The sequence below is a fragment of the Neopoerus faecalis genome (assembly GCF_029218125.1).
GTDB classification, from domain to species: domain Bacteria; phylum Bacillota; class Clostridia; order Oscillospirales; family Oscillospiraceae; genus Oscillibacter; species Oscillibacter faecalis_A.
This window is the reverse complement of the sequence record NZ_JARFXX010000001.1, coordinates 104195-122272: the sequence shown is the minus strand read 5'-3', so window position 1 is coordinate 122272 and position 18078 is coordinate 104195. Positions and strand designations below refer to the sequence as shown.

Sequence of the window (18078 nt, the reverse complement as noted above, 5' to 3'; positions counted from 1 at the left end):
ATGTATGATTGCGGACGGAAATTCCGCTTATAATAGATTCCGTACAACATTTGCGGAAAGAACATGAGGTGTCACGATGGGGATCGCAAAAGATATCGGTATCGACTTGGGTACCGCCTCCGTATTGGTATATGTAAAGGGCAAGGGCGTTGTGCTCAACGAGCCCTCTGTGGTGGCTATGGATAAGACCACCGGCAAGCTGCTGAAGGTGGGCACGGACGCGCAGGCTATGCTGGGCCGTACCCCCGGCAACATCATCGCCATCCGGCCTCTGCGGGAGGGCGTTATCTCCGACTACGATATGACGGAGCGGATGCTCAAGGAGTTTATTCATAAGGTCGCGGGCTTTTCCTTCTTCAAGCCCCGGGTCATCATCTGCGTGCCCTCCGGTATCACGGAGGTTGAGGAGCGCGCCGTCATCGATGCCGGTATTCAAGCCGGCGCCCGGAAGGTGTATCTTATTGAGGAGCCGGTAGCGGCGGCCATCGGCGCGGGCATCGACATCACCCAGCCCGACGGCCACATGGTGGTGGACATCGGCGGCGGTACGGCGGACATCGCTGTGATCTCCCTCTCCGGCGTGGTGGAATCCGCCTCTATCAAGATCGCCGGCGACCAGCTCAATGAGGCTGTGGTGAAGTATATGCGCCGCAAGCACAATCTGCTGGTGGGTGAGCGCACCGCCGAGGAGATGAAAAAGCAGATCGGCTGCGTCTTCCCCAAGGACGAGGAGGAGACCATGGACGTCAAGGGCCGCTGTCTGCTGACGGGTCTTCCCAAGGTGGTGACTGTCAGCTCCACGGAGATGATGGACGCCTTTGAGGAACCGGTGGAGCGCATTATGGAGGCTATCCACTCTGTGCTGGAGCGGACGCCCCCGGAGCTGGTGGCGGATGTGTCCACCAACGGCATCATCATGACCGGCGGCGGCAGTCTGGTGTACGGCTTTGATAAGCTGGTCACCGCCCGCACCGGCATCCACACCACCGTGGCGGAGGACGCCATCTCCTGTGTGGTGCTGGGTACCGGCAAGAGTCTGGACTCCCTGAACTCCATGCAGGACGGTACCATGAACCTCAGCCGCCGCAAGCAGATGACCTGATAACAGCATATAACTCCCCCGGCTTGCCGGGGGAGCTTTCATCTGAACCGAAAGGCTCCGAGTGTTGCAAATGCCATTGTGCAGATGGGGCGCTGCAGGTGTATTCTGAAGAAAAACGATTGAAACGAGGATTTATGCTGACATTCAAACCCATTACTATGCGTGAAGCGGCAACGCTGCGGCGCTATTATGAAAGCTGCGGCTTCCAGTTGTGCGAGTATTCCGCCGGTGTGAAGCTCATGTGGCGAAAAACACTGAACTATGCGTGGACGGAGGCGGCAGGCTGCCTCATTATCCGCTGTGAAAGTCAGGGCCGGGTGTCCTTTGATTACCCGGTGGCCGGACCGGAGGGAGATGAGGACGCCGCCCTGACAGCCATTGAGGGCTACTGTCTTGAAAACGGCATCCAGCCGGAGATATCCATCGTGCCGGAGTGCAAGGCCCCGGTGCTGTTGGCCCGGTACCCCTATGTCCGCGTCAGCAATATCCGCACATGGCGGGACTACCTCTACTACAAAGAGGATTTGCAGCTTTTTGCGGGGCGGCGGTATTCCGGCCAGCGGAACCACATCAAAAAATTCCGCACCCAATGGCCGGAGGCGTATTTCCGCCCCATCAGCGCCAAGGGGGACGCAGCGGCCATTGAACGGTTCTGGGTGGATTTTGCCGCGGAATTTCCCGATACCAGCAGCGGCGCACTGGGGGAGCTGAAGCTGTCTCAGAAAATGCTGGCCATGCCGGACAAGCCGTGGCTGCTGCGGGGCGGTATGTTTGACGGGGACCGGCTCATTGCCCTGTCCCTGTGTGAAAAGTGCGGGGAGACTCTTATTATCCACATTGAAAAGGCGCTGTATTCCTATACCGGCATCTACCCCGCCATGGTACAGGCGGAGGTGGAGGCGTTCGGAGATGGGTGTACCTATGTGAACCGGGAGGATGATGCCGGGGACCGGGGCCTGCGGACCTCCAAGCTGCAATACGGTCCCTGCAAGCTGGCGACTAAGTACCATTTCCTGCCGCAGAACGAGCTGCTGCACCATGTCAAGGAAATTCCCGAGTTGAAAACGGAGCGGCTGACCCTTTCGGCGCTGACGGAGGCGGATATTCCCGCCTACAATGCGCTGGTGCTGGACGGGGAGCGCAACCGCTGGTGGGGCTATGACGATGTGGGCGGACTGACGGAGCCCATGACAGACCGCAGCTTTTACGAGGTGGCCCGCCGGGATTTTGCCCGCCGGCTGGCGGTGAATTTTGCGGTCCGGCTGGAAGGGAAGCTCATCGGCGAGGCGGTGCTCTACAATTTCGATTACCGGGGCGGCGCGGAGCTGGGCTGCCGTATTGATAAGGCTTATGCCGGAAACGGCTATGGCACGGAGGCGTTCCGGGCTGCAGCGGAATGGGGACTGTATCAGGTGAACCTCAATCGGGTAGTAGCCAAGTGCTACCGGGAGAATGAGGCGTCCTACAAGATGCTCTCGGCCTGTATGCGCCGCAGCGGCGAGGACGAGACATTCTTCTACTTTGAAAAGCTGGTATAAAAATAAAACAGCTTTCGAGGATAATTTGATTAAATAAACCAGCGGCGGAGACCATTATGGTCTCCGCCGCTGGTTCGATTCTTCGTATAGAAAATTGGGAAACGATATACCCGGCCCGGTGCTTACCCGGTGGGGAACAGGATGTCCTTTGCCACCGGGGTGTAAAAAAGGCGCTCCGCCTCGGCGCGGTCATGCGTTTGGCCCAAAATCCACATGAGCTTGGCCACCACGGCCTCTGTGGTCATATCGTAAGCCTCCAGCACCTTCAGATCGGTTTTCAGGCTGTGGCCCACATGGTAGACGCCGACGTCGCTGCCCTCGCTGGGGACCTGCGTTGTGAGGACGATGAGCCGCCCTTTAGACATCCAGTCCCGCAGGCAGTCAAAAAAGCCGCCCTGCTCCGGCAGGCCGCCCACGCCGAAGCTCTCAATGATAAGCGCGTCATTTCGCTCCAGCAGAAAGTCGGCGGCGGCGCGGTCCTGCCCCGGCGTCAGCTTCAAAAGCGCTACCTTGGAATCCAGCGTGTCGAAAAATACCGGGGCGGCATGGCAGTCCTGCCGGATATAACGCAGAAGCACACCGTCCCGCAGAACGCCCAAATCGGGATAGTTGATGCTGGAAAAGGCCTGAAAGCTCTTGGAGCGGGTCTTGCGGGCACGGGTGCCTAAAATAACGTGGCTGTTGAACACGATGGACACGCCGGGAAGGTCGGACGCGGCGCAGCGGAAGGCATCTGCCAGGTTGATTTTGGAATCCGTGGAATCAAAGCCGATGGGCTTCTGCGCGCCAGTGAGGATGATGGGCTTGGGACTGCCCTGAATGAGATAGCTCAGTGCCGCCGCCGTGTAGGCCATGGTGTCCGTACCGTGGGTGATGACAAAGCCATCGTAGCGGTCATAGCTTTCCCGGATACAGCGGACCATTTTCAGCCAGTGCTCCGGGCGCATATTCGTGCTGTCCAAATTCAAAAGCTGTACGCAGTCCACATTGCAGATGCCGGAGATGGCGGGGAGATGGCTCAAAAGCTGCTCTGTGGTCAGCTCCGGGGCCAAACCGTCCTCCGTCACATCGGAGGCGATGGTGCCGCCGGTGCCGATGAGTAAGATGTTCTTCATGAGTGCTCCTTACGAATCAAGGTCCCGATGATCCAGCGCCGCAAGGCCGAACCGGGCAGCCATAGTGATCTGCTGCCGAACCTCGTCGGTTTCGGCGGCGTCCAGCCGGGCCTTCAAGTCCTTGAGGAACAGGCCACGGAGAGAATCCTCCTCCGCTCTGGCCCATAGATCCTCCGCAAGATGGGTCCTGTCCCGGATTTCCAGTGTATAGAAGCGGCCAGCCAGCGCCTCCTGTAAGGCGGAGGGATGGACGCCGCCCGCCCCGGTCTCACCGGTGAGGATGATGCGGTACAAGTCCCGGCTCGTGTCAAAGGGCAGAGCGGCCTCGATGGCGGCCCGGGGGTCTTGACCGGTGACATTGACCTCTAAAATTTCATATTTCCGCCCGGCAAAGGGGACAAACGTCAGGGAAACGGCACCGCTGTCCTCTAAAACGCCGGCATAAAAGCCCTTTTCCCCCAGCTCGTCAAAGCCACGGCCCTCGGGACACCCCGGCCACGCGCAGATGGTGCGGCCCAGCGTCAGCGCTTCCGTCCGCTTATGGATGTGACCCAGCGCCAGATAGGCAAGGCCGCTTTCGGCAATTTCCTCCCGGCGGAGGGGATCGTACCGGGTCTCGGAGGGGGCCAGCTCCCCGTGGAGCAGACCGATGTGGAGCCGCCCATCCGCCGGGGCGATGAAGCCGGTGAGAAAGCCCTCGGCCTGCTCCGGGGCGGTGAAGGCCGCGCCGTGGAGCACCAGATTTTTTTCAGGCCATTCCAGCGCCTCGATACGGGACTGCGTGAAAATATGCACGTTGTCCGGCCACTCCACAGTCAGATAGGGACTGCCGGGGCCGTACCAGTCATGGTTGCCGGGGGCGATATAGACCTGCGCGGCCATCTGCCCCAGCGCGGCGGACAGACTTTCCGCCGTGTCCCGATAGGCGTCGGCGCTGTCAAAAAGGTCACCGGCAAGCAGCACCAGCTCAATGCCGTTCTGGTTGACGTAGTTGGCAAGACGCACCGGCAGGTCACGGCTTTCCCGGCGGCGGGCGGCGGCCTGCTGGGGCGTCAGCGCGGCAAAGGCGCTGTCAAGATGAAAGTCCGCCGCGTGAATGAATTTCAGCATGGCCCCTCCCTGTCAGTTCTCCTTTTCCTCGGGACGCCAACCCTTTGTAACGTCAATCCAGCCCATAAAGTTGGAGGAATATTTTTCCAGCTCGTCACAGGTCAGCTCAATGGCGCTGTTGCTGCTGCCGGCGGCGGGGAACACGGTATCGAACCGCTTCAAGGAGATGTCTAAATACGTTTTCACATTGTCCGGCAGGGCAAAGGAGCACACGCCGCCGGGATCGTGGCCGATCATGGTATGGGCCTCGTCAAAGGTCAGCATTTTGGCCTTGGTGTGGAACTGGGCCTTGTAGCGGCTGTTGTCCACCTTGGCATCTCCGGCCATGACGATGATGATGGGCTCCTCGCCGATTTTGAAGCTCATGGATTTGGCAATACGGGCACCCTCCACGCCGACAGCGATCGCCGCCAGCTCCACCGTGGCGGAGGAGATGTCGAATTCCCGGATGCGGTCTTCGATGCCGAAGCCCTTGAAATACTCTCGTACCTTTTGAATAGACATGGTAGCTTTCCTCTTTTTCTGTTTCTATATTTTGAATAGCGGTCAAGGCGTGACCGGCACATCATGAATGACCTCACTGTAAGGCTGGCCCCGCAGACAGGGGAGCAGCATGGCCTCCACCGCCGAGCTGATATTCTCCGGCAGGGCGTCCGTGGGGAACCAGTGGAGCCCAGCGTTTTTCTCCGGCTCCATCACGGCGGGCTCGCCGCTGTAGCGCCGGATTCGGAAGCACAAATCGTAATAGGTGCGGCCGTCGCCCCCGGCAACCCGGTGGCACAGGTGGATAAATTCCGCATCGGCAGGCTCCACCGTGATGCCAAGCTCCTCCTGACACTCCCGGGCCACGGCCTGACGGGCCGTTTCGTTTTCATCTACATGGCCGCTGCCGGCAAAGTCCCAGCAGCCGTCCATATAGCCGGTGTTCTGCCGCAGGTGCAGCAGCACCTCCTGCCCGTTGGCCCCCTCCCGCAGCAAAATGGGAAATACAGCGGAATAGAAACGGTAATGCTCAGGTCTTGTCATACAACGGCCCCCTTACCGGATGTCCACCCGCTCCACGGCGGTGCAGAGCCCTGTGGCGCTGTCCAGCGTGAACACGGCGCCCTGCAGCTTGCAGGGACCGTTGGGGTTGCGGTAGCGCCCCGGCAGGCCGCCTAAAAACGACTCTACGGACTGCTCCGGCTCCACGCCCAGCACGGAGCGGATAGGACCGGTCATGCCAAGGTCGGTGATATAGCCGGTGCCCTTGGGATAGATCTGCTCATCGGCGGTGGGGACATGGGTGTGGGTGCCCCACAGGGCGCTGACGCGGCCATCGAGATAATAGCCCAGCGCCAGCTTTTCGCTGGTGGCCTCCGCGTGGAAATCCACCAGTGTGAAGTCCGCGTCCCCGGATTTCAGCAGCCGGTCCGCCAGCGTGAAGGGGTTTTCGGCGTTCCATTGCAGGCCGCAGCGGCCGATGAGGCTCATTACGCGAATCCGCACGCCGTTGCAGTCAAAAATCTCACAGCCGTGTCCCGGTGCGCGGGCGGAGAGGTTAGCGGGGCGCAGGAGCCAGTGGGCCTCGTCCAGCAGCGGACAGATTTCCATTTTGCCGAAGGTATGGTTCCCCAGCGTTACGGCATCGGCCCCGGCGTCATAGACCCGCAGCGCCTGCTTGCGGGTCAGGCCCGTGGCGGAGATGTTTTCACCGTTTACAACGGTGAAGGAAATGTTTTTCAGCTTTTGCAGGGGGCGGAGATGGCGCTCTAAGTGTGCGAGGCCGGACTCGCCCACCACATCGCCCACCGCCAGAACGGAATACAGCATAGGACCTCCTGAAAACGGTGTAAAAATGATTCAGCTTATTGTAGCGCAATCCCCAGCGTTTTGCAACGGCTTTCCATCGGAAACGGCGGCGGGAGTGCAGTCGGAAAAGCGAAAAAATCGCCGCCTTCCGGTTGCAATTTTTTGGATAACTGCTTATAATGCTTCTGATAGCAATCAGAAGCGCTGATGATGGAGGAAACACTATGGCAGTCAAGCTGGAACTATACCGGGTATTCAAGGAAGTGGCGGAAACGGGCAATATCTCGGCGGCGGCGAAAAACCTGTATATTTCGCAGTCGGCGGTGAGCCAGTCCGTCAAGCAGCTGGAAACGGCTTTGCAGGCGCGGCTGTTCGCCCGGTCCCCCCGGGGTGTGACGCTGACGGGAGAGGGCCGGATGCTCTACCAATATGTCCGCAACGCGCTGGGCCTGCTGGCCACGGGTGAGGACAAGCTCTCTCAGGCCCAGCAGCTTTTGCTGGGTACGCTGACCATCGGCGCCAGCGACACGGTGACGGGCCAATTCCTTACGCCGTATCTGGAGAGCTTTCACCGCCAGCACCCCGGCATCCGGCTGCGAATCATCTCCGGCCGCAGCGCCAAGGTGCTCAGTATGCTCCGCTCTGGCGCGGTGGACATCGCGTTTGCCTCCTCGCCAAAGGACGAGGCGCTGGAGACATGGCCCTGCTTTGCCACCCATTCCGTATTTGTGGCGGGCAAAAATTATGACTGCGACCTTGACCGCATCTATACCCGGCAGGAGATCGCGGCCTTTCCGCTGATTCTTTTAGAGCGCAAGGCCAGCTCCCGGGTATTTTTGGAGCAGGAATTCCTGAAGGCCGGCGTGACGCTGACACCAGAAATCGAGCTTTCTTCCCGGCAGCTTTTGGTGACGCTGGCGGAGATCGGCCTCGGCGTAGCGGGCGTTACGCTGGAGTTCGTACATAAGGAGCTGGAAAGCGGCGGCATCCGCCTGCTGAAAACAGACTTTGACATTCCTGAGCGCAGCGTGGATATGTGCACGCTGCGGGAGGTGCATCCCACGGCGGCGGCCGCGGCCTTTATGGAAATGGTGCGGAGAGGCGGATAAAGGAATGGAGCGCTTTCTCTTTATTTTTGAGATGATCGGCACAGTGGCCTTTGCCGCCTCCGGCGCCATTTTGGGTATCCGCAAGGGAATGGACATTTTCGGCGTGTGCATTCTGGGCCTGACCACGGCCTGCGGCGGAGGAATGGTGCGGGATGTGCTGCTGGGAAATACGCCGCCTGCCGCATTTCAAAATCCAATGGCCTCGGCGGTGGCGGTGGTGACTTCCCTGATTTTGTTCCTCTCCGGTGTGCGGCACGGACTGATGGGGAACCAGCGGCGCTATGACCTGTTCATGCTGTGGATGGACAGCGCGGGCCTTGGAATTTTCACGGTCATGGGCGTCCGGGTGGTGTGGGGCTGTGTAGCTGAGCCCTCCTTGTACCTGCTGGTGTTTGTGGGCGTGGTTACCGGCGTGGGCGGCGGACTGCTGCGGGATGTGATGGCCGGGGAGACGCCGTACATTTTTGTCAAGCATATTTATGCCTGCGCCTCGCTGATCGGGGCGGTGATCTGCGGCGTGCTGTGGCACCCGGCGGGAGAGGTGGCGGCCATGCTGACCGGCGCGGCGGCGGTGTTTGCCATCCGGTGCCTGTCGGCCCACTACCGCTGGAACCTGCCCAAGCCCCATGAATAAAAGCGGCGGAAATTTCCGCGTCTGCCGAAAATTTCCTGTGAAAATCGCCGGGGCGCCCCCTTGACAACGGCGGAGGCAAGTGCTATATTGTTTCCATTCTGAAAAAGGCTTAGAAAAGGACGCTGTCCGGGGAGAGCTTCAGAGAGATGCCGCCATGGGCTGAAAGCGGCGTCAGCAGGAGCCGGAACAGTCACCGCCTTGGAGCCGCCCGCCGATATGTAGGCCGGGACGGGACCTCCCGTTACAGAGGACACGAGCGGCACAACGATGTCGAAAGAACGCTTTGACGTGCGTACTTCCTTCGGAAAGGAAGGGTGTGTGCGGGAAACCCATCAGGGGTTTCCTGTACCATTGAAATCCGGCAAAAGTCTGAAAGGGTTTTGCCTGCTTGCACACAAGGCGGGTTTTCGCCTTGTGTGCAAGCAGGGTGGAACCGTGGAGCTTTACGCCTCACCCCTGATTAAAACAGGGGTGAGGCGTTTTTGTTTTGCCCCGGGCGGAAGCACCGCCAAAGGAAAGGAGACAGTATCATGTCTGAGGAAAATAAGGAATTCAGCTTTGAAAATGAGGAATATCGCCAGACCTACTGGCATACCTGCTCTCACATCATGGCGCAGGCCGTTAAGCGCCTGTGGCCGGAGGTGAAGCTGGCTATCGGCCCGGCCATCAAGGAGGGCTGGTATTACGATATGGACGCGCCCTTCGCCTTTACTCCGGAGCACATGGCCGAGATCGAGGCTGAGATGCGGAAGATCTGCAAGGAGAAGCTGAAGCTGGAGCGCTTTGAGCTGCCCCGGGCGGAGGCCATCCAGTTCATGAAGGAAAAGGGCGAGCCCTACAAGGTGGAGCTCATTGAGGATTTGCCGGAGGATGCCCATATCTCCTTCTATAAGCAGGGCGAGTTCACCGACCTGTGCGCCGGTCCCCATCTGGACTCCACCGGCCGGGTAAAGGGCAACGCCATCAAGCTGCTGTCCTGCAACGCCGCCTATTGGCGGGGTGACTCCAACCGCGAGACCCTCCAGCGCATTTACGGCATCGCTTTTCCCAAGAAGGAGGAGCTGGACGCCTATCTGGAGCGCATTGAGGAGGCCAAGCGCCGGGATCACCGGAAGCTGGGCCGTGAGCTGGGCCTGTTTATGCTCACCGACGAGGGCCCCGGCTTCCCCTTCTTCCTGCCCAAGGGCATGGTGCTGAAGAACACCCTGATCGACTACTGGCGTCAGGTCCACAAGCGCTACGGCTATGTTGAGGTATCCACCCCCATCATCCTGAACCGCCGCCTGTGGGAGCGCTCCGGCCACTGGGACCACTACAAGCAGAACATGTACACCACCGTCATCGATGGCGAGGACTACGCCGTTAAGCCCATGAACTGCCCCGGCGGTATGCTGGTGTATGCCAGCGAGCCCCACTCCTACCGCGATCTGCCCATGCGGGTAGGTGAGCTGGGTCTGGTTCACCGCCACGAGCTGTCCGGCGCCCTTCACGGCCTGTTCCGCGTGCGCTGCTTCACCCAGGACGACGCCCACATCTTCATGACTCAGGAACAGCTGAAGGACGAGATCAAGAACGTGGTCAAGCTGTTTGACGAAGTCTACTCCGTCTTTGGCCTGCCCTATAAGATCGAGCTGTCCACCATGCCCGAGGATCACATCGGCACCGTGGAGCAGTGGGAGCACAACCAGGATATCCTGAAGGAAGCCATCACCGAGATGGGCAAGGACTTTGAGGTCAACGAGGGCGACGGCGCCTTCTACGGCCCCAAGCTGGACTTCCATCTGGCCGACTCCCTGGGCCGTACCTGGCAGTGCGGCACCGTTCAGCTGGACAGCCAGTTGCCCGAGCGGTTCGAGCTGGAGTATACCGGCGAGGACGGCCAGAAGCACCGTCCCGTCATGCTGCACCGGGTGGTGCTGGGCAGTATCGAGCGGTTTATCGGCGTGATCACCGAGCACTTTGCCGGCGCTTTCCCCGCCTGGCTGGCTCCTGTTCAGGTGAAGATCCTGCCTGTCACCGACCGTGCGCTGGATTATGCCAAGGAGCTATCCGACGCATTGGATGGTCAGGGCTTCCGCGTGGAGATGGATGACCGCAACGAGAAGATCGGCAAGAAGATCCGTGAGGCCACTCTGGAGAAGGTGCCCTATATGATCGTTGTAGGCGATCGGGATATGGAGAACAAGACGATCTCCGTCCGTACCCGCGCCGGCGAGGATCTGGGCGCTATGAGCCTGGAGGACTTCACCGCCAAGCTGAAGGAAGTTGTAGACTCCAAGGTGATTCAGTAAAGCGTCTTCGTTCAAACTGCACAAAACACACCCCGCCGGCTGCACCGGCGGGGTGTGTTTTTGCAAGACGGACACTTGTTTTGCAAGATAGGACTGCAAAAACAGAGGTTTCGACACAATTTTGCAAGAAGCCTGTTTAAGCATTGCAAAAAAATCACTAAAAAGTGGAGTAAACACTTGCAAAATGAAATTTATACGTGTATACTATGCACATACTTACGAGGGAGCTGTTGAAAGCGCTTTGTCAGCTCCCGTGGAACTAATAAGTGAAAGAGGGATTTGAAATGAAAAAGTTTTTGTCTTTGCTTTTGGCTTTGGGTATGACGCTCTCGCTGGCTGCCTGCGGCGGCAGCAATGCTTCCTCTAACAGCGGCGATTCCTCCGGCGATGCTTCCGGCAGCAGCGCTCCTACCACGAAGCTGCGCTTTGTCACTGGCGGCGAGTCCGGCACCTATTATGCCTTCGGCTCCGTCATCGCCCAGCACGCTACCAACAATACCAATGTGGCAGTCACCGGCCTTGTAGGCAACGGCTCCAAGTCCAACGTGGAGGAGCTGGCCGACGGCAACGCGGAGCTGGCCTTCTGCCAGTCCGACGTAATGGCCTATGCCTATAACGGCACGAACCTCTTTGAAAACCCCATCGACTGCTTCTCCACCGTGGCGGCCCTGTACATGGAGGATGTGCAGATCGTGACCACCGATCCCAGCATCAAGACTGTGGCCGACCTTGCCGGTAAGAACGTCTCCGTGGGCGCCGCCGGCTCCGGCGTGTATTTCAACGCCGTGGATATCCTCAGCGCTTACGGTCTGGGCGATTTGGACGCCGAAGGCAAGTTCACCAAGATCAATGCCACCTATCAGGGCTTCGGTGACAGCGCCGACGCTTTGAAGGACGGTAAGATCGACGCTGCGTTCGTTGTGGCCGGTGCTCCTACCACCGCCATCACCGACCTGTCCACTACCAAGACCGCATATCTGGTGTCTCTGGACGATGAGCACATTGACCAGCTGCTGGCCGAGTCTCCCTATTATACCAAGCACGTCATTCCCGCCGGTACCTATAACGGTCAGGATGAGGATGTGACCACCGTGGCCGTGGGCGCTGTAATCCTTGCCCGGGACGATGTTTCCGAGGATGCTATCTATGCGCTGACTGCCGACATCTTCGACAACGCCGCTGACCTTGTCAGCAGCCACGCCAAGTACGGCGAGCTGTCCACCGAGTTCGGCGCGTCCATCACCTCCGTGCCCTATCATCCCGGCGCTGCCAAGTATTTCGCCGAAAAGGGCTTTGACGTTGCCACCAAGTAAAATCCAAACACAATCTTTATGGAAAACGAATGAAAAATGACCTGCAAGGCTGCGGCGGAGCAATTCCGCCGCAGCCCGCAGGCGTTAAAAGAAGAAAAAATGACTGTCTCCGGTTGAGAAGGACAGCGCGGCGCTGCCCCTGTCAACTGGAGATAAAAGGAATGAAGGAGGAGGCATTATGAGCTTGTTCAAAAAGCGCCGGGACCCCATGGAGCAGATGGAAAAAGAGCTGCGGCAGGAGACCCGGGAGATGGAGCATGAGGTTCATGAGATGGAGCGGGACATTCAGGCGGATGTGGACGCGGTCATGAAAAAATATGACCGGGAATCCAACACTCGTGTCTGGGAGGGCGTCCCCAAGCTCATCCTTCGGGGCCTGATGGCGGCCTTCTCCGTGTACTGCATTTTGATGACCCTGTTCAGCAAGGCACTGCCGGAGGTCCGGCTGTCCCTGTTTATGGCGTTTATCATCATCATCGGCTATCTGGTCTATCCCCTGCACAGAGGCCACGTCCGGGTGAACCATGTGCCATGGTATGACTGGGCGCTGATGATTTTGGGTGCAGGCAGCTTTTTCTATTTTGCCATTAACGCCTTTTCCATTATTCAGTTGGCCACAAAGCTCCAGCCGATTCATATCGTCATCGGTGCTGTCGGTATTCTGGTGCTCATTGAGCTGTGCCGCCGGTGTGTGGGCCTGCCGATTCTCTGCGTACTGGGTGTGCTGCTGGTCTATACGTTCTATAATCAGCTCAGCTGGAACCCCAGCATTTACAATGCGCTGAAAAACATCATCTACAAGCTGTTCTATACCACCAGCGGCGTTATCGGTACGCCGGTGAGTGTGTGCTATACGTACATCGTCCTCTTTATCATTTTCGGCGCGTTTTTGGAGCGCACCGGCATTGCCAACTTCTTCATCAGCTTTGCGAACCGGCTGGCCGGTTGGTCCTCCGGCGGTCCCGCCAAGGTGGCGGTCATTTCCTCCGCCCTGTGCGGCATGGTGTCCGGCTCCTCTGTCGGCAACACCGTGACCACCGGCTCTGTCACCATCCCTATGATGAAAAAGACCGGCTACAAGCCGGAGTTCGCCGGCGCGGTGGAGGCCGCCGCCTCCACCGGCGGGCAGATCATGCCCCCCATTATGGGTGCCGCCGCGTTTTTGATGGCGGAGTATATGAACATCCCCTACGCACAGGTGGCTGTGAAGGCCATTCTGCCTGCCCTGCTGTATTTTACCGGTATTTTCATCGCCGTTCATCTGGAGGCAAAAAAGCTGGGACTGAAGGGGATGCCCAAGTCTGAGATGACGCCGTGGTCCGCGCTGGCCAAGCAGGCGTACCTCATTATCCCGCTGGCGCTGCTGATCTATCTGGTGTCATCCGGCAGCCGCACCATGCAGTTCTCCGCCGCCGTGTCCATTCTGGCCGCTATCGTGGTGGGCTTTTTGAACAAGGAGGAGCGGCTGACGGTGGGTAAGGTCATCGAGGCGCTGGAGGCTGGCGCCAAGGGCGCTATCACCGTGGCCGTGGCCTGCGCCATGGCAGGTATGATCGCCGGCTGCATCACCGTCACCGGCCTTGCGTCCATCCTCATCAATACCATCGTGCAGGCGGCGGGCAACGCCACCATCATCGGTCTGGTGCTGACCATGGTCTGCTGCATCATTTTGGGTATGGGCGTGCCTACCACCGCTAATTACTGCATCATGGCCTCCACCTGCGCGCCCATTCTGATTCAGATGGGCTTCCCCGTTGTGGCGGCGCACTTCTTCGTGTTTTACTTCGGCATTGTGGCGGATATCACGCCGCCTGTGGCGCTGGCTGCCTATGCAGGCGCCGCCATTGCCAAGGCAAACCCCATGAAAACCGGCTTCAACGCGACAAAGCTGGCCATCGCTGCCTTTGTGGTACCCTATATCTTTGCCTACAGCCCCGCCATGCTGTTCGTGGATGTGAACAGCACGTTTGAGGTGATTCAGATCGTGCTCAGCGCGCTGCTGGGACTGTTCGGCATTGCGGCTTCCTTGAACGGGTATCTGTTCAAGCATCTGCCGTGGCTGTTCCGCATCATCCTGATTGGCGGCGGCCTTGGCATGATGATCCCCGGCACGATGTCGGATCTTGCCGGCTTTGTACTGGTGGGCGGCGTTGTGCTGCTTCAGTATCTGAGTGCGAAAAAGGAGACTGCCTGAGCTTCTGCGGGCAGGATTGTTCCATAAAATTGTCCCGTCGGTCTTAACGGACCGGCGGGATTTTTTTCAAAAATCGGAAACATTTTGCCCTGCTCATACGTCTATAGATTCGAAAGGGAAATTGTTACTGTTTTGTTGTTGATTTGCCGATAGCGGTCCATTAGGATGAAACAGAACCGAAAAGCCTTCGAGGGCCGGGCGGTATCCGGTCCGCAGAACATAAAAAGGAGAGTTGACATGGCAGAGATCATGGAGGAGAAGAACGTGCAGACGCCGGCGGAGACTGCCGCACCGGCAGAGGCCGCCGCGCAGGCTCCGGCAAAAAAACCGGAAAAGAGCCCGGCAGACAAGAAAAAGCGGCGGAGATTGATTCGCCGCATCATCGCCATCGCAGTCATTGCGGCGCTGGCAGTGGGCGGCGTGCGCCACTTTACCAAAAAGAACGGCGGCAGCAGCGAGGTCGGCACCGCTGTGGTGTCCTACGGCGCCATCAGCTCCGTGGTGGAGGGCAGCGGTCTGGTGAAGGCCAAGAACAGCGAGACCATCACGCTGACCACCGCCGGTACGGTGATGGATGTATTCGTGGAGGAGGGCCAGCGGGTGGAGCAGGGGACTCCTCTGTTCACCATCGATTCCCCCAACGCCTCCACAGAGGTCCAGAAGGCCAGGGACGAGGTAGAGGGCTACCAAAAGCAGATCAATACGCTGCAAAAGGACATTGCGGGTCTGAACCTGTCCCCCTCCTATGCCGGTAAGCTGATGGATGTGGTGACGCTGAACCCCGGCGATGAGATTTCCAAGGGCACCAAGGTCGCCACGCTGGCGGACGACACGAAAATGCGTTTGGAGCAATATTACAGCTACGCCTATGCCGGTGAGCTGAAGGCGGGGCAGAAGGTTGATGTATCCATCCCGGCTCTGATGACCACGGTGGAGGGTACGGTGGAGGCCGTGCACATGGTCAGCCGCATCACGCCGGAGGGTTCCAAGCTGTTCTCTGCCGAGATTGTCATTCCCAATGACGGTGTGCTGGCAAAGGATATGGTCGCCACCGCTACCGCCACGGTGGGCGGCGATACGGTTTACCCCTACGAGGCCGCCAAGCTGGAATACTACCGGGTGGGCGATTTGAACTCCACCGTCAGCGGCACGGTCATTTCCAGCAGGCTGGTGGATTATCTCTCTGTAACACCGGGACAGGTTCTGGTTCAGATCGACGGTGAGGACAGCGAGACAGAGATCTTCACCGCCCAGCAAAATCTGGCGGAGGCGCAGAAAAAGCTGGAGAGCGCCCAGAAGAATCTGGATATCTGCAATGCCGTGGCGCCTATTTCCGGCCAGATCATCGGCCTGAGCCTGACGCCGGGGCAGGAACTTCAGGCAAACAGCACCCTTGTGACCGTTTCCGACACCTCCACCGTGACCGTCAGCGCCACGGTGGATGAGCGGAACATCAGCTACATCAAGGCGGGTATGCCTGTGAATCTGGACCAGTGGGGCACCAGCGCCTTCGGCACGGTGGAGACGGTGAGCCTTTCCAGCACGGTGAACAACGGCGTGGCCTCCTATCCCATCACCATCTCCGCGGACAACATGGATGGCAACCTCCAGGTCAATAGCTATGTGAACTACCAGATTCAGGCCAGCCAGAACGATAACTGCCTGCTGGTGCCGGTGCAGGCGGTGCGTACTGTGGGATTGGAGGACGGTTCCTCCGCCACCGTTGTCTACGTGCAGGCAGACAGTCAGCCGGACAACGCGCTGGAGCTGCCCTATCAGGACGAGGAGATTCCCGCCGGGTTCTATCCGGTGCAGGTGGAGATCGGCATTCAGGATACCTACAACGTGGAGATCAAGTCCGGTCTGAACGAGGGCGATACGGTCTATACCCAGATGATGACCACCGAGGCATGGGGGTAGGCCATGGCAAAGCTGATTGAGCTGCGGAACGTCTATAAAATATACAGCGAGGGCCTTGAGAGCGAGGTCCGGGCGTTGGATGGCGTTTCGCTGGAGGTTGAAAGAGGCGAGTTTGTGGCGGTGGTGGGCCAGTCCGGCTCCGGCAAGTCCACCATGATGAACGTGCTGGGCTGTCTGGATATTCCCACCCGGGGCGACTATTTTCTCGACGGCGTGGATGTCCGGGAGCTTTCCGACAAGGAGCTCTCCCGCATCCGCAACAAGCAGATCGGGTTCATTTTCCAGCAGTACAACCTGATTCAAAACCTGACGGTGCTGGAAAATGTGGAACTGCCGCTGATCTATCAGGGCATCGACCCCATTGACCGGCGGGAACTGGCCATGGAGGCGCTGGGCCGGGTGGGCCTTGCCGACCGGGCGCAGCACCGCCCCACGCAGATGTCCGGCGGCCAGCAGCAGAGAGTGGCCATCGCACGAGCCATCTCCACCCACCCTCCTATCATCATGGCGGATGAGCCCACCGGCGCGCTGGATTCCCGGACGGGCCATGAGGTGCTGGGCTTTCTTCAGCAGCTGAACAAGGAGGGCAGCACCGTCATTCTCATCACCCACGATAACGGCATCGCCGCCACGGCCCGGCGGGTGGTGCGAATCGCGGACGGAAAGATCATTGAGGATCACCCACAGGAGGTGGATTGGTATTGAACATCGGGCAGGCATTTAAGATGGCATGGCGCTCCATCTGCGGCAAGAAGGGCCGCAGTGCGCTGACTATCCTTTCCATCTTCATCGGCATCGCGGCGGTGATGACCATTGTCTCCACCATGGAGGGCATGAAGGCAAAGACCATGGAGCAGTACGCCGCCATGGGCGCCAACCGTATCAGCGTGAGCATTTACTCCTATAGCTATGACATGGACGGAAATCCCATCAGCAAGGATTATTTTTCCGACCTTTACCGGTACTGCGCCGGACTGAAGGACTATGTGCTGGGTGTGACGCCCAACGGACAGGCCAATGCCACGGTGGTCTACGGTACCAAGAGCACGGCCAATATGGAGTGGAAGTACGATGACCAGTGGAACGTGATCAGCGGGCCGCCCACCCAGTATTACGGCTCGGATCAGTACAGCGTCTGCAACAACCTGACCATTGCCAAGGGGCGGGATCTGGCGTGGCTGGACTGTGAGAAGTACAACCAGATCTGCGTGCTGGGGGCGCAGGCGGCCAGGGTTTTCTTCGGCAGTGCCAATCCCATCGGGCAGGTGCTTCAGGTAAACGGCAATAAATTCGAGGTGGTGGGCGTTTACGCCGCCCGTGTGGAGCCGGATACCCCCTCCGCCTATCAGACGGATAACCTGATCGTCTACCCCTACACTGCTACCCGGCTGCTGGGCGGTTCTTCTTCCACGGAGTTTTTGGTGAAGGCAAAGGATGATGCCAGCATGAAAACCGCCATCACCGAGATCGGCGGCTACCTCAAGAGCTTTATAGACACTAACAGCGGCGGCTATAACGTGTACCCGGAAAACCAGTGGCAGGACTATCAGAACCAGCAGCTGACCATGATCTCGCTGGTGCTGGGCGGCATTGCCGCCATTTCCCTGCTGGTGGGCGGTATCGGCATTATGAACATCATGCTGGTGACGGTGACGGAGCGCACGAGAGAGATCGGCATTCGCCGAAGCCTCGGCGCCCAGCGCAGCAGCATTGTGGCGCAGTTCCTCATCGAGTCCGGTATGCTCTGCGGCATGGGCGGACTGGTAGGCATCGCTTTCGGCACCATTGGCAGTCTGGTTTTGGGAAAAATCCTGTTCCAGATGACGATTTTTCCCGCCACATGGGTGACGCTGGCGGCTTTCGGGCTGTCGGTAGCGCTGGGTGTGCTGTTCGGCAGCTACCCGGCGGCCAAGGCATCCAAATTGCAGCCTGTGGAAGCCCTGCGGGCGGATTAAAGGAGA

15 protein-coding genes are annotated in these 18078 nt (G+C 59.0%); 10 read left to right on the top strand and 5 right to left on the bottom strand.

The genetic code is table 11. The features are described from left to right. Positions 1–76 precede the first annotated feature (76 nt). Positions 77–1102 carry a rod shape-determining protein gene (locus PY311_RS00560; RefSeq protein WP_286146720.1) on the top strand — a complete coding sequence of 342 codons (1026 nt, stop codon included), beginning with the start codon at positions 77–79 and terminating at the stop codon, positions 1100–1102. A 134-nt stretch (positions 1103–1236) separates the two neighbouring features. Next, the gene (locus tag PY311_RS00555; protein ID WP_286146719.1) at positions 1237–2640 is read left to right on the top strand and encodes a GNAT family N-acetyltransferase; all 1404 of its coding nucleotides are present in this window, start codon (positions 1237–1239) and stop codon (positions 2638–2640) included. 122 nt (positions 2641–2762) lie between these two features. Here PY311_RS00555 and PY311_RS00550 read toward each other — a convergent pair whose 3' ends face one another. The 5 genes from PY311_RS00550 to PY311_RS00530 are packed head-to-tail and all read right to left on the bottom strand — an operon-like array spanning position 2763 to position 6677. Further along, complete coding sequence (locus tag PY311_RS00550; protein ID WP_286146718.1) at positions 2763–3755, bottom strand: asparaginase; 993 nt, start codon at positions 3753–3755, stop codon at positions 2763–2765. A 9-nt stretch (positions 3756–3764) separates the two neighbouring features. Further along, positions 3765–4865, bottom strand: coding sequence for a metallophosphoesterase family protein (locus PY311_RS00545; RefSeq protein WP_286146717.1), 1101 nt, complete (start codon positions 4863–4865; stop codon positions 3765–3767). A gap of 12 nt (positions 4866–4877) precedes the next feature. Beyond that, positions 4878–5369: a YbaK/EbsC family protein gene (locus PY311_RS00540; protein WP_286146716.1), complete on the bottom strand. Its 492-nt coding sequence runs from the start codon at positions 5367–5369 to the stop codon at positions 4878–4880. Between the two features lie 42 nt (positions 5370–5411). After that, positions 5412–5891 (bottom strand): NUDIX hydrolase, encoded by a 480-nt coding sequence (locus PY311_RS00535; protein WP_286146715.1) that lies wholly within the window; start codon positions 5889–5891, stop codon positions 5412–5414. Positions 5892–5903: 12 nt separating this feature from the next. After that, positions 5904–6677 (bottom strand): TIGR00282 family metallophosphoesterase, encoded by a 774-nt coding sequence (locus tag PY311_RS00530; RefSeq protein ID WP_286146714.1) that lies wholly within the window; start codon positions 6675–6677, stop codon positions 5904–5906. 203 nt (positions 6678–6880) lie between these two features. Here PY311_RS00530 and PY311_RS00525 point away from each other — a divergent pair, with 203 nt between their 5' ends. The 8 genes from PY311_RS00525 to PY311_RS00490 all read left to right on the top strand — a co-directional run bounded on the left by PY311_RS00525 (position 6881) and on the right by PY311_RS00490 (position 18072). Continuing rightward, complete coding sequence (locus PY311_RS00525) at positions 6881–7765, top strand: LysR family transcriptional regulator (RefSeq protein WP_286146713.1); 885 nt, start codon at positions 6881–6883, stop codon at positions 7763–7765. Between the two features lie 4 nt (positions 7766–7769). Further along, a complete protein-coding gene (locus PY311_RS00520; protein ID WP_286146712.1) occupies positions 7770–8399 on the top strand; it encodes a trimeric intracellular cation channel family protein in 630 nt (209 codons plus the stop codon). Positions 8400–8929: 530 nt separating this feature from the next. After that, a complete protein-coding gene (gene thrS / locus PY311_RS00515; RefSeq protein ID WP_286146711.1) occupies positions 8930–10690 on the top strand; it encodes a threonine--tRNA ligase in 1761 nt (586 codons plus the stop codon). Positions 10691–10974: 284 nt separating this feature from the next. Next, positions 10975–12003, top strand: a complete 1029-nt coding sequence (locus PY311_RS00510) for a TAXI family TRAP transporter solute-binding subunit (RefSeq protein WP_286146710.1) — start codon at positions 10975–10977, stop codon at positions 12001–12003. Positions 12004–12181: 178 nt separating this feature from the next. Further along, complete coding sequence (locus PY311_RS00505; protein ID WP_350309687.1) at positions 12182–14197, top strand: TRAP transporter permease; 2016 nt, start codon at positions 12182–12184, stop codon at positions 14195–14197. Between the two features lie 237 nt (positions 14198–14434). Then, entirely contained in the window at positions 14435–16117 is a 1683-nt protein-coding gene (locus tag PY311_RS00500; protein ID WP_286146709.1) for an efflux RND transporter periplasmic adaptor subunit, read from the top strand. A gap of 3 nt (positions 16118–16120) precedes the next feature. Continuing rightward, positions 16121–16822 carry an ABC transporter ATP-binding protein gene (locus PY311_RS00495; RefSeq protein WP_286146708.1) on the top strand — a complete coding sequence of 234 codons (702 nt, stop codon included), beginning with the start codon at positions 16121–16123 and terminating at the stop codon, positions 16820–16822. Beyond that, entirely contained in the window at positions 16813–18072 is a 1260-nt protein-coding gene (locus PY311_RS00490; RefSeq protein ID WP_286146707.1) for an ABC transporter permease, read from the top strand. Before PY311_RS00495 ends, PY311_RS00490 begins: the two co-directional genes overlap by 10 nt. Positions 18073–18078: the final 6 nt, after the last annotated feature.